18 protein-coding genes are annotated in these 20,396 nt (G+C 72.6%); 11 read left to right on the forward strand and 7 right to left on the reverse strand.

What is annotated here, in order from left to right; genetic code table 11:
• Window positions 1-226 precede the first annotated feature (226 nt).
• Window positions 227-643: a spore wall synthesis regulator SsgD gene (locus tag BGK67_RS28100; protein WP_069922690.1), complete on the reverse strand. Its 417-nt coding sequence runs from the start codon at window positions 641-643 to the stop codon at window positions 227-229.
• 322 nt (window positions 644-965) lie between these two features.
• Between BGK67_RS28100 and BGK67_RS28105 the strand changes: the two genes are divergently transcribed.
• Window positions 966-2,048: a WD40/YVTN/BNR-like repeat-containing protein gene (locus tag BGK67_RS28105; RefSeq protein WP_069922691.1), complete on the forward strand. Its 1,083-nt coding sequence runs from the start codon at window positions 966-968 to the stop codon at window positions 2,046-2,048.
• Between the two features lie 73 nt (window positions 2,049-2,121).
• Here BGK67_RS28105 and BGK67_RS28110 read toward each other — a convergent pair whose 3' ends face one another.
• On the reverse strand, window positions 2,122-2,421 hold the full coding sequence (locus tag BGK67_RS28110; RefSeq protein WP_069922692.1) for a YciI family protein: 300 nt from the start codon (window positions 2,419-2,421) through the stop codon (window positions 2,122-2,124).
• A 26-nt stretch (window positions 2,422-2,447) separates the two neighbouring features.
• Here BGK67_RS28110 and BGK67_RS28115 point away from each other — a divergent pair, with 26 nt between their 5' ends.
• Window positions 2,448-3,128, forward strand: a complete 681-nt coding sequence (locus tag BGK67_RS28115) for an endonuclease V (protein WP_069922693.1) — start codon at window positions 2,448-2,450, stop codon at window positions 3,126-3,128.
• A 7-nt stretch (window positions 3,129-3,135) separates the two neighbouring features.
• Here the strand turns inward: BGK67_RS28115 and BGK67_RS28120 are convergent, their stop codons facing one another.
• Window positions 3,136-4,338 carry a saccharopine dehydrogenase family protein gene (locus BGK67_RS28120; protein ID WP_069922694.1) on the reverse strand — a complete coding sequence of 401 codons (1,203 nt, stop codon included), beginning with the start codon at window positions 4,336-4,338 and terminating at the stop codon, window positions 3,136-3,138.
• 115 nt (window positions 4,339-4,453) lie between these two features.
• Window positions 4,454-6,061, reverse strand: coding sequence for a hypothetical protein (locus tag BGK67_RS28125; protein ID WP_167739601.1), 1,608 nt, complete (start codon window positions 6,059-6,061; stop codon window positions 4,454-4,456).
• A gap of 188 nt (window positions 6,062-6,249) precedes the next feature.
• Here BGK67_RS28125 and BGK67_RS28130 point away from each other — a divergent pair, with 188 nt between their 5' ends.
• The 6 genes from BGK67_RS28130 to BGK67_RS28155 all read left to right on the forward strand — a co-directional run bounded on the left by BGK67_RS28130 (window position 6,250) and on the right by BGK67_RS28155 (window position 12,709).
• The gene (locus tag BGK67_RS28130) at window positions 6,250-6,642 is read left to right on the forward strand and encodes an MmcQ/YjbR family DNA-binding protein (protein WP_069922696.1); all 393 of its coding nucleotides are present in this window, start codon (window positions 6,250-6,252) and stop codon (window positions 6,640-6,642) included.
• A 94-nt stretch (window positions 6,643-6,736) separates the two neighbouring features.
• Window positions 6,737-7,867, forward strand: a complete 1,131-nt coding sequence (locus BGK67_RS28135; protein ID WP_069922697.1) for a CaiB/BaiF CoA transferase family protein — start codon at window positions 6,737-6,739, stop codon at window positions 7,865-7,867.
• Window positions 7,867-8,103 carry an LLM class flavin-dependent oxidoreductase gene (locus BGK67_RS28140; RefSeq protein WP_069922698.1) on the forward strand — a complete coding sequence of 79 codons (237 nt, stop codon included), beginning with the start codon at window positions 7,867-7,869 and terminating at the stop codon, window positions 8,101-8,103. The genes BGK67_RS28135 and BGK67_RS28140 overlap by 1 nt, the downstream gene beginning before the upstream one ends.
• 11 nt (window positions 8,104-8,114) lie before the next feature.
• Window positions 8,115-9,257, forward strand: a complete 1,143-nt coding sequence (locus BGK67_RS28145) for an acyl-CoA dehydrogenase family protein (RefSeq protein WP_069922699.1) — start codon at window positions 8,115-8,117, stop codon at window positions 9,255-9,257.
• Between the two features lie 23 nt (window positions 9,258-9,280).
• Window positions 9,281-10,495: an acetyl-CoA C-acetyltransferase gene (locus tag BGK67_RS28150; RefSeq protein ID WP_069922700.1), complete on the forward strand. Its 1,215-nt coding sequence runs from the start codon at window positions 9,281-9,283 to the stop codon at window positions 10,493-10,495.
• Between the two features lie 42 nt (window positions 10,496-10,537).
• Complete coding sequence (locus BGK67_RS28155) at window positions 10,538-12,709, forward strand: 3-hydroxyacyl-CoA dehydrogenase NAD-binding domain-containing protein (protein ID WP_069922701.1); 2,172 nt, start codon at window positions 10,538-10,540, stop codon at window positions 12,707-12,709.
• Window positions 12,710-12,848: 139 nt separating this feature from the next.
• Here BGK67_RS28155 and BGK67_RS28160 read toward each other — a convergent pair whose 3' ends face one another.
• Complete coding sequence (locus BGK67_RS28160; RefSeq protein ID WP_069922702.1) at window positions 12,849-13,607, reverse strand: MerR family transcriptional regulator; 759 nt, start codon at window positions 13,605-13,607, stop codon at window positions 12,849-12,851.
• An 85-nt stretch (window positions 13,608-13,692) separates the two neighbouring features.
• Between BGK67_RS28160 and BGK67_RS28165 the strand changes: the two genes are divergently transcribed.
• The gene (locus tag BGK67_RS28165; RefSeq protein WP_069922703.1) at window positions 13,693-15,522 is read left to right on the forward strand and encodes an AMP-dependent synthetase/ligase; all 1,830 of its coding nucleotides are present in this window, start codon (window positions 13,693-13,695) and stop codon (window positions 15,520-15,522) included.
• 53 nt (window positions 15,523-15,575) lie between these two features.
• On the opposite strand, the gene sph is transcribed toward BGK67_RS28165, so the two are convergent.
• Window positions 15,576-16,565, reverse strand: a complete 990-nt coding sequence (gene sph / locus BGK67_RS28170; protein ID WP_069922704.1) for a sphingomyelin phosphodiesterase — start codon at window positions 16,563-16,565, stop codon at window positions 15,576-15,578.
• 286 nt (window positions 16,566-16,851) lie between these two features.
• Here sph and BGK67_RS28175 point away from each other — a divergent pair, with 286 nt between their 5' ends.
• The gene (locus BGK67_RS28175; protein ID WP_069922705.1) at window positions 16,852-17,739 is read left to right on the forward strand and encodes an oxygenase MpaB family protein; all 888 of its coding nucleotides are present in this window, start codon (window positions 16,852-16,854) and stop codon (window positions 17,737-17,739) included.
• Window positions 17,740-17,746: 7 nt separating this feature from the next.
• Here BGK67_RS28175 and BGK67_RS28180 read toward each other — a convergent pair whose 3' ends face one another.
• Window positions 17,747-19,285: a M1 family metallopeptidase gene (locus BGK67_RS28180; RefSeq protein ID WP_069924162.1), complete on the reverse strand. Its 1,539-nt coding sequence runs from the start codon at window positions 19,283-19,285 to the stop codon at window positions 17,747-17,749.
• 226 nt (window positions 19,286-19,511) lie between these two features.
• Between BGK67_RS28180 and BGK67_RS28185 the strand changes: the two genes are divergently transcribed.
• Window positions 19,512-20,375 (forward strand): SCO6745 family protein, encoded by an 864-nt coding sequence (locus BGK67_RS28185; protein ID WP_069922706.1) that lies wholly within the window; start codon window positions 19,512-19,514, stop codon window positions 20,373-20,375.
• Window positions 20,376-20,396 lie beyond the last annotated feature (21 nt).

The following is a 20,396-nucleotide window of genomic DNA, read 5'->3' on the forward strand; positions in this document are numbered from 1 at the left end:
TCCAGGTTGCGTGAGTGGTACGTGCAACGCGGGGAGACGACCGGCTGTCGGATGGCGGTGGCCGGTGTCTCGGACCTCAGACGAACAATGTCCTGCTCCGTTTCGGCGGCACGCGGCTGTGAAGGGCGTGCGCGGTTGTGCGAAGGGCGTGAACGAAGCTACGGGCGGCCGAAGGCGCCCGCAAACGAATTAACGACAGCCCTGGCCGGGCCGCCGCGGCCGCCGGTCAGCAGGTATCGCGCATCAGCTCGGCCAGGCTGTGGTCCACGTCGAGGTACAGGTGCTCCAGGCCGGGCGGGACCACCGTCGAGGCGCGCTCCAGGAACCGGTGCAGTTCGGCCGTCAGCATCAGGATGATCGCCACGCCTTCGGGTGCGTGGAACTCGATGGTGGTGCGGTCCCCGTCGTACGGGCGCACGCGCACGTCGCCGCAGCCGGAGGGGCGGTCCAGGCCTGATTCGAGCAGCTCGCGCGAGAAGGTCCACGAGACCTCGACGCCCTCCAGCGTGGCGGGGGCGGGGAAGGCCATCCGCACGGCGAACGGATCCGCGCGGTCGTAGCAGAGGGTGACGGGAACGGTCTCGACCTTCGGCGCGGTGGCGACCAGACGGGCCTGTGCGGCCTGCTCGATGACAGTGATCAAGGCTCACTCCCTTGCGGCGGATCTGCTGCCGGGCTGTGGGGTGGGACCCGGCAACCCGATAGACGCCCGAATCGGCAAATCCGTGCACGGGAGCTGACGTGAGCTGTGTCACCGATTGGCCGGAACCCGCCTGTGTGATCGCACAGAGTGACGAGGGGGCTTGTGCGGCGGCGGGAAGGCCGGGGGAGGTGGACGCTCCGGACCCGTCCCAGAAGGGCTGGTAACCGCTCACTCCGCAGGCGCAAGACTCGGCCGACCGGGTAACCCGCGGGAGGTGACGCGCCCTGGACGGGGCATCAGGGGTGCGTTAGCTTCCGGCGCCATGAGACTTCTGGGAGTTGGCATGTGCGCGGCGGTCCTGGCGGTGGGCTTGACGGCCGCGCCCGCCCATGCGTCCGCGGCCGGAGAGCCGGTGGAACCGCGCGCGGCGGACTGGGCGCTGAAGGACACCGGCAAGGAGGTCCGTTTCCGCGGGCTGGCGGCGGTCAGCCGCGGCACGGCCTGGGTCGCCGGTTCCAAGGGCACCGTCCTGCGCACGCTGGACGGCGGCCGCAGCTGGCAGGACGTCTCGCCGCCGGGCGCGGTCGCGGAGGGGCTGGAGCTGCGCGACATCGAGGCCTTCGACGCGCGGCGTGCGGTGGCCCTGTCGATCGGCGAGGGCGAGGCCTCCCGGGTGCTGCGCACCGAGGACGGCGGCGCCACCTGGACCGAGACCTTCCGCAACCCCGACCCGCGGGCCTTCTACGACTGCCTCACCTTCTTCGACTCGCGGCACGGGCTGGCGATGAGCGACCCGGTGGACGGCAGGTTCCGCATCCTGTCCACGGACGACGGCGGGCGCAGCTGGCGGGTGCTGCCGGACGCCGGCATGCCGCAGGCGCTGCCCGGCGAGGCGGGCTTCGCGGCGAGCGGTCAGTGCCTGGTCAGCGCGGGCCCGCGCGATGTCTGGCTGGCGACGGGCGGCGGGGCGACCGCGCGGGTGCTGCACTCCGCGGACCGCGGCCTGACCTGGCGCGCCGCCGAATCCACCGTCCCGGCCGGCGACCCGGCGCGGGGCGTCTTCGCGCTGGCCTTCCGGGACCGTACGAAGGGCCTCGCGGTCGGCGGCGACTACCGCACCGGCCAGGCCTCCCCGCAGCCCGCGGCCGTCTCCGCCGACGGCGGGCGCAGCTGGCGCCAGGCGGCCTCCCCGCCGCCGGCCTACCGGTCCGGCGCGGCCTGGTACCCGTACAGCCGCGGCACGGCCCTGGCGGTCGGGCCGACGGGCACGGACGTGACCCTGGACGGCGGCCGCAGCTGGCGGCCGCTGGACGGCGGATCCTTCGACACGGTCGACTGCGCCCCGGACACGGGCTGCTGGGCCGCGGGGGAGAAGGGCCGGGTGGCCCGGCTGGAACCCCGCTGACGGCTCCGACCGCCCCCGGCCGCCCCGGCCGCCCCGCCGGGCCCTGCGGGGCGGCCGTGCCGGGGAGCCGGGGTTACGCCGCCGGGTTCTCGCGGACCGTTGCCAGGTCGGCCGAGGTCTTCGTGGCGATGAACTCCGTGATGCGGTAGGCGCAGACGCCCGCCACCGTGAAGGGGTCATCGGCCGCGATCTTCTCGATCTCGGCGCGCGACACCCCGCCGGCCAGGATCACGCCGCCGTCGCGCGGGACCTTGCGTCCCGACGCGAGGAAGACGCCCGCGGCGTAGTGGCCGTCCAGCCAGGCGATGTGGGCGTCCATGTGGTCCTCGACGGCTTCCACGGGCGCGGTGTAGGTGAGCTCCATGACGAACATGATCGCCAGGCTACTCTCGCTCCATCATGACGAGTGCGAAGACCCCCGCCGACGAGGCCGAGGCCCGGGCGATACAGGACGAACTACGCCATCAGGTCGTGCTCACCGAGCCCGGCCCGCCCCCCGGCCGCGGCCTGGTCGCCGGGGTGGACGTCGCCTACGACGACGAGCGGGACCTGGTCGCCGCCGCGGCCGTGGTGCTGGACGCCGCCACCCTCGAGGTCGTCGAGGAGGCCACCGCCGTCGGCCGCGTCAGCTTCCCCTACGTGCCCGGCCTGCTCGCCTTCCGCGAGCTGCCGACCGTACTGGCCGCCCTCGACTCGCTGGCCGCCGCGCCCGGCCTCGTCGTCTGTGACGGCTACGGGCTGGCCCACCCCCGCGGCTTCGGCCTCGCCTGCCACCTCGGGGTGGTCACCGGGCTCCCGTCCATCGGCGTCGCGAAGAACCCGTTCACCTTCACGTACGGGGAACCGGGCGACCGCCGCGGCGAGTTCGCACCGCTGGTCGCCGCCGACGGCGCGGAGGTCGGCCGGGCGCTGCGGACCCAGGACGGGATCAAGCCGGTGTTCGTCTCCGTCGGGCACCGGGTTTCGCTGGACAACGCCTGCGCCCACGTCCTCGCCCTCAGCCCCCGGTTCCGGATCCCGGAGACCACCCGGCACGCCGACTCCCTGTGCCGGCGCGCCCTGCGGGAGGCGGCGGGGTGACCGCCGCTCAGCGGGCGTCCGCCACCCGGAAGGCGATCCCGGCCTTCTGGAGGCGGCCGATCAGCGCGTCGCCCATCGCCGTGGCCGTCGTCAGCTGCCCCGCGGCCCCGGGCAGGGCGTCGTAGGCCAGGCAGAGCGCGGACTCGGCCAGCATCTTCGCCGTCTCCCCGTACCCCGGGTCGCCGCCCGACACCTCGGTGAGCACGCGCCGGCCGCCGCCCTCGCCCACGAAGCGCACCGTGAACCAGCTGCGCGCCCGCCGCTCCGCGTCCGGGCCGCGGCCCGGCTCCCAGCGGTCCATCAGCCACCGCCGGGCCGCCGGGAGCTGGGCCAGGGCCGCCGTCGCGCCCACCGCCGCGGCGCCGCCCACCGCCACCGGGAGGTGCTTGACCGAGGCGTAGTGCCGGTAGCGGAAGTCCGGGCCGTAGCGCTCCAGCGCGGCCGCCGACCGGGCCACGATCCGCGGGTCCAGCGTGGGCAGCGGCAGCGCCCAGGCGCCGGTCTCCCGGCTGAACCGGGGCGCGCCCACCGGCCCGCGCGCCCGCCGCCCCAGCAGCGGGGGCTCGTGCAGCCGGCGCGCCCGCGCTGCGGCCAGGGTCTGCGGGCCGCGGCCCAGCGCGGTCAGCGCCGAGGCCAGGGTCCCCCCGGAGAACAGGGCGTTGGACCGCATGAACCCGTCGACCCGCAGCGGTACGCCCTCGGGCAGCCGCCCGACCGTGAAGTACGCCCCGAGGTCGGCCGGGATCGAGTCGAAGCCGCAGGCGTGCACGATCCGCGCCCCGGTCTCCCGGGCCCGCGCGTCGTGCTCGACGTACATCCGGTCCACGAACTCGGGCTCCCCGGTGAGGTCCACGTAGTCCGTGCCCGCCGCGGCGCAGGCGGCGACCAGCTCCGCCCCGTACCAGACGTACGGGCCGACGGTGGTGGCCAGCACCCGGGTGGACGAGGCCAGTTCGCGCACCGCCGAGGCGTCCGAGGCGTCCGCCCGCAGCAGCGGCAGTGCGGCGCAGGCCGGGTCGATGGCGGCCAGGCGCTCGCGCAGCCGTTCCAGCTTGCCGAGGTCGCGGCCCGCGAGGGCCCAGCGGCAGCCGGCGGGCGCGTGCGCGGCCAGGTACTCGGCGGTCAACGCCCCCACGAACCCGGTGGCGCCGAAGAGCACGATGTCGTGGGCCCGCTCCCGCGGATGGTCCTGCCGAACCTGTGCGTTCATGACCGCTCCTCCCAGCTGGTGTAGGGGGCGAGGCTAGCGTGCGGGGTGAACGGGCAGCGCCCCGGGGACGGCCTGGGGCCGTTCCCGGGGCGCTGGATCCGCCGGCTGCGGGGGATCAGTTCCTGTCGTAGTAGCCGAACATGTCGACGATCAGGTCGATGTCGTCGTCCGACTGGTTCCAGAAGTCGACGATGCCCGTGTGGCCCGTGCTCGCCTGCACCAGGTTCGGGACGGTCTTGCCCGCGGTGAAGTTGAGGGTGGAGGAGGTGGGCGCGGCAGGCCAGGACGCCGAACCGCCGTCGTACTGCCAGCGGTAGTTCGGGTCCGGTGCCACCGCGACGAAGCCGGGTCCGGCCGTGTTGGTGGCGGTGGTGTTCAGCACGTACCCGATGTCGTCGGGCCACTTCGAGGCGAAGTCCACCCAGATGTAGTCGCGGCCGCCCAGGGGACCGTAGACGTTGTCCTCGGGGTCGCGGGTGTCGAACACGCGGGCGGGCTGCGTGAAGCCCAGGTACGCTCCCTCGCTCGCCTCGCTGTAGTAGCCGACGACGTCGACGACCACGTCGGTCCCGGCCCAGGCGCCGTTGCGGATGTTGATCCTGCCGTCGGCGCCGACCGGGACGATCACCGAGTTGGCGACGGTCTGTCCGGCGGTGAAGTTCAGGTTGGACGCGCTCGGCGCCGCCTGGCCGCTCGGGTAGGCGGTCAGGTGGCCGGCCTCGCGCGGGTTGGTGACGGTCACGTTGAGCGCCACGGCGGTGATGCCGGCGGGCACGCCGCGGCTGCCGCCGACCTGCAGCCCGAAGGAGGACTGCCCGGCGAGCTGGCCGCGCGAGGTGCCGAGGCCCTCGCGGGTGTCGGCGAAGCGGACCGGGGTGATGGGGGTGTAACCGCTGGATGCGTCCCGGGTGAAGTAGCCGGTGACGTCGGCGATCAGGTCGATCGAGTTCCAGCCGCCGTTGTACAGCTCGACGTAGCCGTCCGCGCCGACCCGCACGACCGACAGGTTCGGCACGGTCTGGCCGGGGGCGAAGTTGACGTTCGAGGTGATCGGGCGCGCGGCGCCCGAGGGGAACGCCGTGACGTGGCCGCCGCTGGTGGTGTTGGTGACCGTGAGGTTCAGGACCACGGCCGTGACGCCTGCCGGGATCGAGCCCCTGCCGGCGATCTGCACGCGGGTCGTGCCGTACGGGGCGATCTTCGCCTTGGCGCCGCCGATGCCGCTGCGGGTGTCCAGCAGGCGGGTGGGGGCGTGCGGGGTGAAGTCCGAGCCCGCGGTGAGGATCTCCACCGAGTTGGTGACGACGGTGCCGTCGGCGCGGTCCGTCGCGGTGACCGTGACGTTGTAGGCGCCCAGCTCCGCGTAGTTGTGCACGTTGGTGATCGTCGCGCTGCCGTAGGCGGTCTCGTTGCTCGTGGTGCCGTCGCCCCAGTCGATGACGGCATCCACGTACCGGTTCGCGTCGCTGGTGACGGCGGTGGTCAGCTTCAGCGAGTGGGCGGACCAGTTGGAGGCCGACAGGCCGACGGCCAGGTTGGGATTGGCCGCCGCCGACTGCGCGGTGGCCTTGTCGCCGGAGGCGCGGACCGAGCGCTCGGCGGAGCTCTTGAAGGTCTTGAAGTTCTCCGCCGCGGCCTGCTTCGGGTCCACGTCGGGTGCGGATATGCCCTTCTTGCCCGGTGCGACCGGCTCCGCCTGGGCCACCCCCGGTATGAGACCCACGCCCGCGGCCATGACGGCGGCGGAGATTACGAGTCGGCGATTGCGCACCGAACCCCCCGTTTTTCGATTTTTTTGAACTCGCTCAGGTTTGAAGCGTGCTCAGAGTACATAGCCGTTCGCCGTGCCGAAAGGACTTTGATCAGCGGGCGCGGGTTAGCGTGAGGATCGACTCGTAGCGGGAGGCGTTGATGAAGGCTGCGGTGCGCACGTGGGAAGCGGTGCGGGAGTTTGCCCGTGGGCTTCCGGAGGCCGTGGAGGAGTATCCGTGGGGTCCCGAGGACTGCGTCGTGAAGGTCAACAAGAAGATCTTCGTCTTCCTCGGGAACGCCGACGGACCGCAGCCGCCCGGCCTGTCCGTCAAGCTCAAGGACGAGGTGCTGCACGGACACGCGATGGCCGCCCCCGGGGCGGAGCCCGCCGGCTACGGCCTGGGCCGCTCGGGCTGGGTCTCCGTCCCGCTGGGGGAGAAGGGGGCGCCCTCCGCGCAGGTCCTGTGCGAATGGGTGGAGGAGAGCTACCGCACCGTGGCCCTCAAGCGGCACGTCAGGGAGCTGGACGCCCGGATCGAGGCAAATGGCTAAGCGCTTGCTCTTGTGCTGAGTGGGACGCGTTCCTAGCATCGCTGGTGTTACATCAGTTGTGTCACACCGTGCGGCTACGAATGCTGGGGGCTCGATGGCAGTGACAGGGACCGGCCCGCTCGCCGGAGTGCGCGTCGTCGAGCTGGCGGGCATCGGCCCCGGCCCGTTCGCCGCCATGCTCCTCGCCGACCTCGGCGCGGACGTCGTGCGCGTGGACCGGCCTGGCGGCGGCGGACTGGCGGTGAACCCGGTCTACGACCTGACCAACCGCAACAAGCGCTCCGTCCTGGTCGACCTCAAGTCCGCGCAGGGTCCCGCCCGCGTCCTCGACCTCGTCGAGCGCGCCGACGTCCTCATCGAGGGCTTCCGGCCCGGGGTCGCCGAGCGGCTCGGCGTCGGCCCGGCCGACTGCCACGCCCGCAACCCCCAACTGGTCTACGGCCGGATGACCGGCTGGGGCCAGGAGGGGCCGCTCGCCCACACCGCCGGGCACGACATCGCGTACATCGCCGTCACCGGCGCCCTGGGCATGATCGGCAGCCCGGACCGGCCCCCGGCCGTCCCCGCCAACCTCGTCGGCGACTACGCCGGCGGCTCGCTCTACCTCGTCATCGGCATCCTCGCCGCGCTCCAGCACGCCCGTACCCCCGGCGGCGCGGGCCAGGTCGTCGACGCGGCCATCGTCGACGGCACCGCCCACCTCACCGCGATGATCCACGGCATGGTCGCGGCCGGCGGCTGGCAGGACCGCCGCGGGGCCAACCTGCTGGACGGCGGCTGCCCCTTCTACGGGACCTACGAGACCTCCGACGGCCAGTACATGGCGGTCGGCGCCCTGGAGCAGCAGTTCTACGACACCTTCGTGGAGCTGCTCGGCATCGCGGAGCAGGCACCCGCCCGCAAGGACCCGGCCCGCTGGGGCGAGCTGCGCGAGGCCGTCGCCGCACGCTTCAGGTCCCGCACGCGCGAGGAGTGGACGGCGGTCTTCGAGGGCACCGACGCGTGCGTGGCCCCGGTGCTCTCCCTGCGCGAGGCCCCGCACCACCCGCACCTCGCGGCCCGCGGGACCTTCACCGACTTCGGCGGGATCACCCAGCCCGCCCCGGCGCCGCGCTTCTCGGCGACCCCCGCCGCCGTCGCGAGCGGCCCCGCCCAGCCCGGCGCGGACACCGAGTCCGTGGCCGCCGACTGGGACGTGCCGGCTCTGCTCGCGGAAGAGGCCTGATGGAACTGTCGATGCTGCCCGACCGCGTCGGCGACGCGCACCGCGCCGCGGACGGGGCGGCGGCACTGGAGTCGGCCGGGCTCGACGCCGTGCGGGTCGCCGAGGCCTGGGGCTTCGACTCCCCGACGATCACGGGCTGCCTCGCCGCCCGCACGGAGCGGCTGAAGCTCGGCGCGGCGATCCTGGTCGGACCCGAGCCCGCCCGCCCGATCGAGACCGTCAAGAACTGGCTTTAGGGAGCCCGCTGATGCAACGCCGGATCTTCGACGCCGACCACGAGGCGTTCCGCGAGACCGTCCGCACCTTCCTCACCAAGGAGGTGCTGCCCCACTACGACCAGTGGGAGAAGGACGGCATCGTCAGCCGCGAGGCCTGGCGGGCCGCCGGCCGGCAGGGCCTGCTGGGCCTGGCCGTCCCGGAGGAGTACGGGGGCGGCGGGAACCCTGACTTCCGCTACGCCGCCGTGATCGCCGAGGAGTTCACCCGGGCGGGCGCCCCCGGCCTCGCCATCGGCCTGCACAACGACATCATCGGGCCCTACCTGACCTCGCTGGCCACCGAGGAGCAAAGGCGCCGCTGGCTGCCCGGCTTCTGCTCGGGCGAGACCATCACCGCCATCGCCATGACCGAGCCGGGCGCGGGCTCCGACCTCCAGGGGATCCGCACCAGCGCCGAGGACCGGGGCGACCACTGGGTGCTGAACGGCTCCAAGACCTTCATCTCCAACGGCATCCTCGCCGACCTGGTGATCGTGGTCGCCAAGACCACGCCGGAGGGCGGGGCGCACGGCCTGTCGCTGCTGGTGGTCGAGCGCGGCATGTCGGGCTTCGAGCGCGGCCGCAACCTCGACAAGATCGGCCAGAAGGCGCAGGACACCGCCGAACTGTTCTTCCACGACGTCCGCGTCCCCAAGGAGAACCTGCTCGGCGAGCTGAACGGCGCCTTCGTCCACCTGATGACCAACCTCGCGCAGGAGCGGATGGGCATCGCCATGGCCGGCATCGCCGCCGCCGAGCACCTGCTGGAGATCACCACCCGGTACGTCAAGGAGCGCGAGGCCTTCGGCCGGCCGCTGTCCAAGCTCCAGCACATCCGCTTCGAGATAGCGGAGATGGCCACCGAGTGCGCGGTCACCCGCACCTTCCTCGACCGCTGCATCGCCGACCACGCGAACGGCGAACTGGACCACGTGCACGCCTCGATGGCCAAGTGGTGGGCCACCGAACTCCAGAAGCGCGTCGCCGACCGCTGCCTGCAACTGCACGGCGGATACGGATACATGACCGAATACCGGGTCGCGCGGGCCTTCACCGACGGCCGCATCCAGACCATCTACGGCGGCACGACCGAGATCATGAAAGAGATCATCGGCCGCTCCCTCCTCGGCTAGACCCCTCCCGAAAGGCTTGACCAGTGAGCACCGAAGCTTACGTATACGACGCGATCCGCACCCCGCGCGGCCGCGGCAAGGCCAGTGGCGCCCTGCACGGCACCAAGCCGATCGACCTGGTCGTCGGCCTCATTCACGCCCTGCGCGAGCGCAACCCGGGGCTGGACCCGGCGGCCATCGACGACATCGTGCTCGGCGTCGTCGGCCCGGTCGGCGACCAGGGCTCCGACATCGCCCGGATCGCGGCCATCGCCGCCGGACTCCCGGACACCGTGGCGGGCGTACAGGAGAACCGCTTCTGCGCTTCCGGCCTGGAGGCCGTCAACCTGGCCGCCGCCAAGGTCCGCTCCGGCTGGGAGGACCTGGTCCTGGCGGGCGGCGTGGAGTCCATGTCCCGCGTCCCGATGGCCTCCGACGGCGGCGCCTGGTTCAACGACCCGATGACCAACTGGGACGTCAACTTCGTCCCGCAGGGCATCGGCGCCGACCTGATCGCCACCATCGAGGGATTCTCCCGGCGCGACGTGGACGAGTACGCCGCCCTCTCCCAGGAGCGGGCCGCCGCGGCGATCAAGGACGGGCGCTTCGCCAAGTCCGTGGTCCCGGTCACCGACCGCAACGGCCTGGTCGTCCTGGACCACGACGAGTTCGTCCGCCCGGGCACCACCGCGGACACCCTCGCCAAGCTGAAGCCCTCCTTCGCGGACATCGGCGAGCTCGGCGGCTTCGACGCCGTCGCCCTGCAGAAGTACCACTGGGTCGAGAAGATCGACCACGTCCACCACGCGGGCAACTCCTCGGGCATCGTCGACGGCGCCTCCCTCGTCGCCATCGGCTCCCGCGAGGCGGGCGAACGGGGCGGCCTCACGCCCCGCGCCCGGATCGTCTCGGCGGCCGTCTCCGGCTCCGAGCCCACCATCATGCTCACCGGCCCCGCCCCGGCCACCCGCAAGGCCCTCGCCAAGGCCGGGCTGACCATCGACGACATCGACCTGATCGAGATCAACGAGGCCTTCGCCGGAGTCGTGCTGCGCTTCGTCAAGGACATGGGCGTCTCCCTCGACAAGGTCAACGTCAACGGCGGGGCCATCGCGCTCGGCCACCCGCTCGGCGCCACCGGCGCGATGATCCTCGGCACGATCGTCGACGAACTGGAGCGCCAGGACAAGCGCTACGGGCTCGTCACCCTCTGCGTCGGAGGCGGCATGGGCGTCGCCACCATCGTCGAACGCATCTGATCCGTCCTGATCCCGATCCCCTCTCACACGGAAGTAGCGAACATGAGCGAGTCCACCACGATCCGCTGGGAACAGGACGAGACCGGCGTCGTCACCCTCGTCCTCGACGACCCCGACCAGTCCGCCAACACCATGAACCAGGCCTTCAAGGACTCCATCGCGGCCGTCGCCGACCGCGCGGAGGCCGAGAAGGACTCCATCCGGGGCATCATCTTCACCTCCGCCAAGAAGACCTTCTTCGCGGGCGGCGACCTCAAGGACATGATCCGGCTGCGCCCCGAGGACGCCCGGCTGGCCTTCGACACCGGTACCGAGATCAAGCGCTCCCTGCGCCGCATCGAGACCCTCGGCAAGCCCGTGGTCGCCGCGATCAACGGCGCCGCCCTCGGCGGGGGTTACGAGATCTGCCTGGCCTCCCACCACCGCGTCGCCCTCGACGCCCCCGGCTCCAAGATCGGCCTGCCCGAGGTCACCCTCGGCCTCCTGCCCGCCGGCGGCGGCGTCACCCGCACCGTACGCCTGATGGGCATCGCCGACGCGCTGCTCAAGGTGCTGCTCCAGGGCACCCAGTACAGCCCGCAGCGCGCCCTCGACAACGGACTGGTCCACGAACTGGCCGCCACCCCCGAGGAGATGACCGCCAAGGCCCGCGCCTTCATCGACGCGAACCCCGAGTCGAAGCAGCCCTGGGACGTACCCGGCTACCGGATCCCGGGCGGCACCCCGTCCGACCCGCGGTTCGCCGCCAACCTCCCGGCCTTCCCGGCCAACCTGAAGAAGCAGCTGAACGGCGCCCCGTACCCGGCCCCGCGCAACATCCTGGCCTGCGCCGTCGAGGGCACCCAGGTGGACTTCGACACGGCGCTGACCATCGAGGCCCGCTACTTCACCGAGCTGGTCACCGGCCAGACCGCCAAGAACATGATCCAGGCGTTCTTCTTCGACCTCCAGGCCGTCAACGCGGGACGCAGCCGGCCGCAGGGCGTCGCCCCCCGCACGGTCCGCAAGGTCGCCGTCCTCGGCGCGGGCATGATGGGCGCGGGCATCGCCTACTCCTGCGCCCGCGCGGGCATCGAGGTGGTCCTCAAGGACGTCAGCGCCGAAGCCGCCGCCAAGGGCAAGGCGTACTCCGAGAAGCTGCTCGACAAGGCCGTCTCCCGCGGCCGGACGACCGAGGCCCAGCGCGCCGAGCTGCTCGGCCGGATCACCCCCACCGCCGACCCGGCCGACCTGGCGGGCTGCGACGCCGTCATCGAGGCCGTCTTCGAGGACACCGCCCTCAAGCACAAGGTGTTCCAGGAGATCCAGGACGTGGTCGCACCGGACGCGCTGCTCTGCTCCAACACCTCCACCCTGCCCATCTCCGGCCTGGCGGAGGGCGTTGCGCGTCCCGCCGACTTCATCGGCCTGCACTTCTTCTCGCCCGTCGACAAGATGCCGCTGGTCGAGATCATCAAGGGCGACCGGACCGGCGACGAGGCCATCGCCCGCGCCTTCGACCTGGTCCGCCAGATCAACAAGACCCCGATCGTGGTCAACGACTCCCGCGGGTTCTTCACCTCGCGCGTCATCGGCCAGTTCATCAACGAGGGCGTGGCCATGGTCGGCGAGGGCGTCGAGCCGGCCTCGATCGAGCAGGCCGCCGCCCAGGCCGGCTACCCGGCCAAGGTGCTCTCGCTGATGGACGAGCTCACCCTCACCCTCCCGCGCAAGATCCGCAACGAGACCCGCAAGGCCTTCGAGGCCGAGGGCCGCGCGTGGGCCGAGCACCCGGCCGACGGCGTGATCGACCGGATGGTCGACGAGTTCGGCCGCCCCGGCCGCAGCGGCGGGGCCGGCTTCTACGCGTACGACGAGGCGGGCAGGCGCGCCGGCATCTGGCCGGGCCTGCGCGAGCACTTCACCAAGCCGGGGTACGAGATCCCCTTCGAGGACATGAAGGAGCGGATGCTCTTCTCCGAGGCCCTGGACACCGTCCGCTGCCTCGACGAGGGCGTGCTCACCTCCGTCGCCGACGCCAACATCGGCTCCATCATGGGCATCGGCTTCCCGGCCTGGACCGGCGGCGTGATCCAGTACATCAACGGCTACGAGGGCGGCCTGCCGGGCTTCGTCGCCCGCGCGCGCGAACTCGCCACCACCTACGGCGAGCGCTTCACCCCGCCGGCGTCCCTCGTGGCGAAGGCCGAGCGGGGCGAGACGTACGCCGACTAGAGCGGTGACGCGGAAGGCCGGCCGGGCCGCCCCCGGCCGGCTTTCCCGCGCCGTGGCGCCGGGTCAGGGCAGGTCCAAGACCGCCGGGTCTGGGCAGGTCCAGGACCGCCGGGTCAGGGCAGGGTCCGAAACCGCCGCGTCACGCGGGAGAGGGCGACGGCCCGGAACAGGACTCCTCGCCGGAGACGAAGGCCGCCCGCAGCTCCTCCCGGAGGGAGCGCTGAAAGGCCGTCACCAGCGCCTGCACCACCATCGGCTGCATGTGCGCGGACAGCGCCTTCATCGACTCCACCCGCTCCGGATCGCTCTCGCCCTCGGTGAACGGCCCCCACACCTCGTCCCGGAACAGCGCCGTCAGCTCGTGCGCGGCCGACCGGGTGTGCTCCATCAGCACCGTGCGCGCCGCCAGGATCGTCTCGTGCGCGATCGGTACGTCGAGCAGCGCCACCCCCAGCCGCAGCAGCCCCACGTCCACCCGGAAACCGTCCCCCGAAGCGGCGAGCACGTTCATCGCCGCCAGCCGCCGGACATCGGTGTCCGACAGGCCCCGCCCCGCCCGCTTCTCCAGCTCCGCCCGCGACACCTCCTGGGCCGAATCCGGTGCCCAACTGGCCACCAGGGCCCGGTGGATCGCCAGATCGTGCGCGCTCAGGTCGTCGGGCAGCGCGTCGAGATAGCGCTCGATGGCGGACAGCGTCATGCCCTGGTGCTGCAACTCCTCGATCAGCGCCAGCCGCGACAGGTGCTCCGGTCCGTAGTGCCCCACACGACGAGGGCCGATCACGGGAGGGGGCAAAATCCCGCGCGTGCTGTAGAACCGTACGGTGCGGACGGTGACGCCCGCCCGGGCCGCCAGCTCGTCCACGGTGAGCATCGGCTCGGGTGCCTGGTCGGCCATCGTCTGCGCCTCGCTCTCTGCTCCACAGCTTGGGTTCAACAGTATTGCTGTCGCACCAACGATGTGAAACGGCCAGGAGCTGCCCATGACCACGAACCTGCGACTGCCCGGACGACCCGAGGAGCTCACCCTCCCCGCCCTGCTGGCCCGCAACGCCGCCGAACACGGTGACCTGCCCGCCCTCTCGTGGCGCGCCGGCCCCCAGGCGGCCCCGTGGACGACCCTCACCTGGAACGAGGTGCGCCGCCAGGTCGCCGTCCTCGCCTCCGGCTACGCCGCCCTCGGAGTCGAGCGCGGCGAGCACGTCCTGATGATGATGGGCAACCGCCCCGAGCACTGGCTCAGCGACCTCGCCCTCGTCCACCTCGGCGCCGTCCCCGTCACCGTGTACGGGACCTCCGCGCCCGAGCAGATCGCCCACATCGCCCGCCACAGCCGGGCCAGGGTCGCCGTCATCGAGGGCGCCCGCGAGCTCGTCCGGTGGGAGCCGCTGCTCGCCGACGCCGGCGTGCCCCTGGAACGGCTGGTCGTCGCCGAGGCCTCGGAGGCCGGCCCGCACCGCACCTACGGCTCCCTGTACGCGAGCGGAGCCCGGCTGCACCGGGCCGAGGACTTCGAGAAGACCTGGCAGGAGACCGCTCCCGAGGACCCGCTGACCGTCGTCTACACCTCCGGCACCACGGGCGACCCCAAGGGCGTCCGCCTCACCCACCGCAACCTCATGCTCCAGGCCATCCGCCTCGACCGGCACGTGGACCTGCCCGAGCACGCCGAGCACATCTGCTACCTGCCCTTCGCGCACATCGCGGAGCGGGTCCTCGGCATCTACCTGCCGCTGCTGCGCGCCGCGCACGTACGGCTGTGCGCCGACCCGACCGCGGTGGCCGGGGCGGTCCGCGAACTGCGCCCGGTGCAGTTCTTCGGCGTGCCCCGGGTCTGGGAGAAGCTCGCGGCCGGGGTCAAGGCGGTCCTCGGGACGCTGCCCGAGGAGCAGCGCGCGGCCATCGAGGCCGCGAACGACCTGGCCCGTGCCCGCGCCGGCCACCGGGAGCGCGGGGAGGAGGTGCCGGCCGCGCTCGAAGCCTCGTACGCCGCGGCGAAGGAGCGGGTGCTGGACCCGCTGCTGGGCCTGGCCGGCCTGGACCGGCTCGTGTGGACGGCCAGCGCCACCGCCCCGATGCCGATCGACGTGGTCCGCTTCTGGGCGGGCTGGGGGATCACCATCATGGACGCCTGGGGCCTCACCGAGACCGCCGGCGTGTGCACGGTCAACAGCCCGGACGGCTTCCGGCTGGGTTCGGTGGGCCGCGCCATCGAGGGGCTGGAGCTGCGGCTCGCCGAGGACGGGGAGATCCTGACCCGCGGCGCGACCGTGTTCGGCGGCTACCTGCGGCCCGACGGCACGGTGGAGAGCGCGGCCGACGAGGAGGGCTGGTTCCCGACCGGGGACATCGGACGGCTGGACGAGGACGGGTTCCTCTGGCTGACCGACCGCAAGAAGGAGCTGATCATCACCTCCAACGGCAAGAACGTCTCGCCGGCGCTGGTGGAGAACACCGTCAAGGAGCACCCGCTGATCGGCCAGGCCCTGGTCCACGGCGACGGCCGGTCCTACCTGGTCGCCCTGCTGGTCCTGGATCCGGAGCTGGCCCCGGCCTGGGCTGCGGCCCGGGGCATCGGGGCCGCCTCCCTCGCGGAGCTCGCCGAGGACCCCGCCGTGCGGGCGGAGATCGCCCGCGCGGTGGAGACGGCCAACGCACGGCTCAACCGGACCGAGCAGATCAAGCGGTACCGGGTGCTCACGGAGGAATGGGGGCCCGAATCCGGGGAGCTCACCCCCTCGCTCAAGCTCCGCCGGCGGGTGGTCCGGGAGAAGTACGGCTCCCTGATCGACGCCCTGTACCAGGCTCCGTAACCCGCAGGGCCTTGGTCCGGCGGGCGCCCGCCGACCGGACCAAGGTGCGGGTGCTAGCGCCCGATCACCGGGTAGTGGTCGCTGAGGTTGGCGTACGTGTAGGAGGTGCCCCAGCTGGAGACCGTCCAGGGCGCCGACTGCTCCTTCACCACGTTGTTCTCCCAGCCCGCCGGACGGGCGTTGCCCTTGCGGTAGAGGACGTAGTCCAGGTCCTCGCGCGGGTCGCTCGGGTAGCGGTAGCTCGCGATCGAGTTCAGCGCGGTGTCGAAGGAGTACGGGTGGCCCGTGCGCGTGTCCGAGCCCGCCAGGTCGGCGTCGGCCAGCATCGAGGCGAGTTCCGGCGTGCGGGAGTCGACGTTCATGTCGCCCGCCACGATGACCTGCTCGCTCGCCGGGATGTTCTTGCCGTCCAGGAAGGCGTCGATGGTGCGGAACTGGCGGGCGCGCATCTGTGCCGCCTCGCCGGCGCCGCAGCCCGGGTCGGTGGACTGCGCGTGCGTGCCGACCACGTGCACCCGGGCGCCGTTCACGTTCAGCACGACGTAGGCGAAGCCCTTGTTGGACCACCAGTCGGCGCCGCAGGCGTCCTTGTAGACGACCTGCTCCTTGCGGACGACGGGCCACTTGCTGAGGATCGTGACGCCCCCGTCCTCCGGGGTGGTGGAGGAGTACGCGCCGCCCGTGGCGTCCCAGCCGGACTTGCTGCGGCCGACGACCGGGGTCTGGTACGGGTACTGGGCCGCCGAGTTGGCCTTCAGGGCGTCCGAGGCGGCGTTGTCGAAGGCCTCCTGGAGCACGACCACGTCGTGGCCCTGGTAGAAGGAGGTCCTGGGGATCTCCGCGGCCCGGTGGTCCTGGCCCCAGTTCGGGTACAGGCTCTTGCTCATCAGGAAGACGTTGTACGAGAGCACGCTGAGCCGCGGGGCGGCGGCGGACTCCGCGGCCGTGGCGGCCGGCGCGGTGGTGGCGGCCATGGCGCCCGCGGCGAGCGCGGCGACGGCAGCGGCGGCGGCCCGGTGGCGGCGGGGGGAGGTCTGCGGCATGGGGGACTCCATCGTCCTGCGAGGGGAAGATCCGGATCGGCTTCGCCATCCAAGCAGCCACGGTTACCTCTGGGTAACACCCGTGCAGCGACTTTCTGTCCAGGTCACGACAACGTGGGGAGGCGGGTGGGAACGGAGCCGTTCAGTCCGCCGCGGCCGTCCCTCCGGACGCCGGCCCGCCGCCCGCCGCACACCTGCTGCCCGCCCGCCGCCCCCGTCCCGGCCGGAGGGCTGAACCGCAGGTCATACTGGACGTACGGCGAGTTCGACACCTGGGGGCACGCGCATGGCCACGACGGAACACCCGCCCGCGGGCCCCGTACGCAGGACCGACCCCGAGCCGCCCCCGCCCGGCGGCGTGCTGTGGACCATCGCCGGTGACATCCGGGCCCTGCTCATGCTGCCCGCCGCCTTCACCCTGCAGGTGGCCCACCCCGCCATCGCGGCCGGAGTCGACCAGTACTCCGTCTTCCGCACCGACCCCTGGGGCCGCGGCGAGCGCTCGCTGCGCTCGGTCCAGCTGTGGGTGTACGGCGGGGAGGACGCCGCCGAGGAGGGCCGCCGGGTGCGCCGCCTGCACAAGGAGATCCAGGGCATCGACACCCGGGGCCGGCGCTACCACTCCCTCGACCCGGCCTGCTACGCCTGGGTGCACGCCACCGGGTTCCCCGTCTACCTCTACGCCGGGCGCTACCTGCTGCGCCGCTTCACCCCCGCCCAGGAGCGGCAGCTCTACCGCGAATGGCTCCAGGTCGGCCGGATCCTCGGCCTCCACGACCGGGACATGCCCCAGACCATCGAGGAGTACCGGGTGTACTGGGCCCGGATGCTCGCCGAGGAGATCGAGCCCACCGCGGTCGCCCGCGAGCTGGTCGCCACCGACGTCCGGCTGCCCTGCCCCGAGGTCGGCGGCCCCGCGGTCCGGCTGCTGCTGCGGCTCACCTGGCCCGCGCTGCGGGCGGTCTTCCTGCGCCTGCGCGCCTTCGTCACCGCCGGCTACATGCCGCCCGAGGCGCGGGCGGCCGTCGGGCTGGCGTGGAGCCCGGCCCAGGAGCGCAGGCTCCGGTGGTTCAGCACGGCCCTGCGGCTGCTCGTACCGGCGCTGCCGGAGCGGCTGCGGTACCTGCCCGTCGCGCGGGCGGCGCGCGCCCGATGGCACGCCGCCGCCCGCTGACGGCCCCTCAGTGCCCGGCGTGCCCGGCGTGCTCGTCGTGCTGGTGGATCGTGTTCGTCTCGGCGATCTTCTTCCAGGACTTCGGCTCGGTCTGCTGCGCCGGGGCCGCCGAGAAGGACCGGGCCGCGGCGCCGGCGGCCGCCGGGTTCAGGGCCGAGGCGTCCGGCTTGCCCGGCGTGTACAGCCAGGTCTCGAACAGCTGGGCCAGCGGCTTGCCGGAAACCTTCTCCGCGTACCGCACGAAGTCGCCCACCTTGGCGTTGCCGTAGGCCCGCTCGGCCGGCCAGCCCTTCAGGATCTCGAAGAACTTCTCGTCGCCGATCTCGTTGCGCAGCGCCTGCAGGGCGATGGCGCCACGGTCGTAGACCGCCCCGTGGAACTGGTTCTCCGGACCCGGGTCACCAGGCTTGACCTGCCAGAACGGGTCCTCGGCCGGGCGGACGGAGTAGGCCCAGTCGGCCAGCTCCCGTGCGGTGCCCTCGCCCTCCTTCTCCGACCAAAGCCACTGGCTGTAGCGGGCGAAACCCTCGTTGATCCAGATGTCCTTCCAGCCCTCGACCGACACGCTGTCGCCGTACCACTGGTGGGCCAGCTCGTGCACGACCACCGAGACGTTCGCGCCGTTCTGGAACTGGCGCGGCCCGTAGAAGGGACGCGTCTGGGTCTCCAGCGCGAAACCGGCCGTCACGTTCGGCACGTATCCGCCCAGCGCGTTGAAGGGGTACGGGCCGAAGACCCCCTCCAGCCAGTCGGCGACCTCCGCGGTCCGCTCCACGCTCGCCCGCGCGGCCCCCGCGTTGTCGCCGAGGTCCTTGCTGTAGGCGTTGAGGACCGGCAGGCCGCTCGCCGTCTTGTCGGTCGTGATGTCGAACTTGCCGACCGCGAGCGTGGCCAGGTAGGTGGCCTGCGGCTTGTTGGACCGCCAGTTGTACCGGGTCCAGCCCAGCCGCGAGGTCTGCGACTGGAGCACGCCGTTGCTGATCGCCTGGGTGCCGTCCGGGACGTTGACCGAAACGTCGAAGGTGGCCTTGTCGAGCGGGTGGTCGTTGCTCGGGAACCACCAGACCGCCGAGTCGGGCTCCTGCGCCGCCACCCCGCCGTCGGGGGTGCGGTGCCAGGCCGTCCAGCCGTCCACCTTCAGCTCGGAGGGCTTCCCGGCGTACTTGACGACGACGGTCAGCGGGGTGTTGCGCGCCAGCGGCTTCGCCGGGGTCACCTCCAGCTCGTGGCTGCCGGACGCGGCGAACCTGGCCTTGGTCCCGTTGACCCGGACCTCGCTGACCTGGAGGCCGAAGTCCAGGTTGAAGCGGGACAGGTCCTGCTTGGCGGTGGCGAGGAGGGTGGCGGTGCCTTCGAGGAGGTCCGTCTTCGGCTGGTATCGCAGGCGCAGGTCGTAGTGGGACACGTCGTATCCGCCGTTGCCGCTGGCCGGGTAGTAGGGATCGCCGATACCCGGGGCGCCCGGACCGGAACTCGCCGCCGAGGCCGGGATCACCAGCAGCAGGGAAGCGGCGAGCACGCTCGGGGCGATGACTTTGCGGTGCACGAAGGGCTCCAAGTGGGAGAGGAGACAGATCGGTTCAAGCGCTTGTCGCTCGACCGTATTCACCCTTGGTGCCCCTCGTCATGTCCATGGCCCCTGCTGTCACACGATCGCCATTCGGCCGTCACAGCCGAGGAAAGGCCGGAAAGGGCCGGACCCGGCGGGGTGCGGGGAGAAGGGCGGGGGCCCGCCCTTCCCGACATACTGAGCAGTCGGTAACCTCCCCTCCATGACCCTTCCTCCGCTCGCCGCCCGGCACTGTTGGCACGCCGCGATCAACCCGCTGCACTCCACCGTCTACTTCTCCCCGGACACCCCCAAGGAGTTCGCGGGCCTCGGGATCACCCACCCCGTCGCCGTCAACCTCGCCGCCCGGTCCGCGGCCCTCGGCGCCGTCGGAGCGGGCACGGTCACCGCGGCGTTCTACAACTACCGCCACGACTTCGTCGCCCGGCACCTGCCCGCCGTCTGGGACACCGCCGCGCCCGAGGAGGTCCTCGCCGCCCGGCTGCGCGCCGCCGACGCCACCCTGCGCCGGCTCCTCGGCGAGGAGGCCGTCGAGTCCCCCGAGCTCGCGGAGGCCGCCGACCTGGCGATGCGCGCCACCGAGGCCTGCACCCGGCACGCCCGCGCCCTCTACTCTGCCCACGCCGACCTCCCCGTCCCCGAGGCGCCCCACCTGCGCCTGTGGCACGCCGCCACCCTGCTGCGCGAACACCGCGGCGACGGCCACCTCGCCGCCCTGCTCATCGCCGGCCTGGACCCGCTCGAGGCACTGGTCAGCCACACCGCCACCGGCAAGGGCATGACCCCGAAGTGGCTCAAGGCCAGCCGCGGCTGGGAGCAGTCCGACCTGGACGCCGCGGCCGACCGGCTCCGCGCCCGCGGGATCCTCGACGCGGACGGCGAGCTCACCGAGGAGGGCAAGGCCGTCCGTGAGAGCCTCGAGACCGACACCGACCGCCTCGACGCCGCCCCGTACGAGCACCTCGGCGCGCAGGGCCTGGCCCGCCTCGCGGAACTCGGCGGCGGATTCGTCCTGAAGGCGATGGCCGCCGGAGCCTTCCCGGCGGACCTGCGCGGCAAGGCCTGAGGGACCCCGGGCCGCCCTTAC

The organism is Streptomyces subrutilus (assembly GCF_001746425.1).
Taxonomy (GTDB): Bacteria; Actinomycetota; Actinomycetes; order Streptomycetales; family Streptomycetaceae; genus Streptomyces; species Streptomyces subrutilus_A.

Coding starts and splice junctions, on each gene's coding strand:
- BGK67_RS28105 (WP_069922691.1), top strand. CDS start 966: ATGAGACTTCTGGGAGTTGGCATGTGCGCGGCGGTCCTGGCGGTGGGC.
- BGK67_RS28110 (WP_069922692.1), bottom strand. CDS start 2,421: ATGTTCGTCATGGAGCTCACCTACACCGCGCCCGTGGAAGCCGTCGAG.
- BGK67_RS28115 (WP_069922693.1), top strand. CDS start 2,448: ATGACGAGTGCGAAGACCCCCGCCGACGAGGCCGAGGCCCGGGCGATA.
- BGK67_RS28120 (WP_069922694.1), bottom strand. CDS start 4,338: ATGAACGCACAGGTTCGGCAGGACCATCCGCGGGAGCGGGCCCACGAC.
- BGK67_RS28130 (WP_069922696.1), top strand. CDS start 6,250: ATGAAGGCTGCGGTGCGCACGTGGGAAGCGGTGCGGGAGTTTGCCCGT.
- BGK67_RS28135 (WP_069922697.1), top strand. CDS start 6,737: ATGGCAGTGACAGGGACCGGCCCGCTCGCCGGAGTGCGCGTCGTCGAG.
- BGK67_RS28140 (WP_069922698.1), top strand. CDS start 7,867: ATGGAACTGTCGATGCTGCCCGACCGCGTCGGCGACGCGCACCGCGCC.
- BGK67_RS28145 (WP_069922699.1), top strand. CDS start 8,115: ATGCAACGCCGGATCTTCGACGCCGACCACGAGGCGTTCCGCGAGACC.
- BGK67_RS28155 (WP_069922701.1), top strand. CDS start 10,538: ATGAGCGAGTCCACCACGATCCGCTGGGAACAGGACGAGACCGGCGTC.
- BGK67_RS28160 (WP_069922702.1), bottom strand. CDS start 13,607: ATGGCCGACCAGGCACCCGAGCCGATGCTCACCGTGGACGAGCTGGCG.
- BGK67_RS28165 (WP_069922703.1), top strand. CDS start 13,693: ATGACCACGAACCTGCGACTGCCCGGACGACCCGAGGAGCTCACCCTC.
- sph (WP_069922704.1), bottom strand. CDS start 16,565: ATGCCGCAGACCTCCCCCCGCCGCCACCGGGCCGCCGCCGCTGCCGTC.
- BGK67_RS28175 (WP_069922705.1), top strand. CDS start 16,852: ATGGCCACGACGGAACACCCGCCCGCGGGCCCCGTACGCAGGACCGAC.
- BGK67_RS28185 (WP_069922706.1), top strand. CDS start 19,512: ATGACCCTTCCTCCGCTCGCCGCCCGGCACTGTTGGCACGCCGCGATC.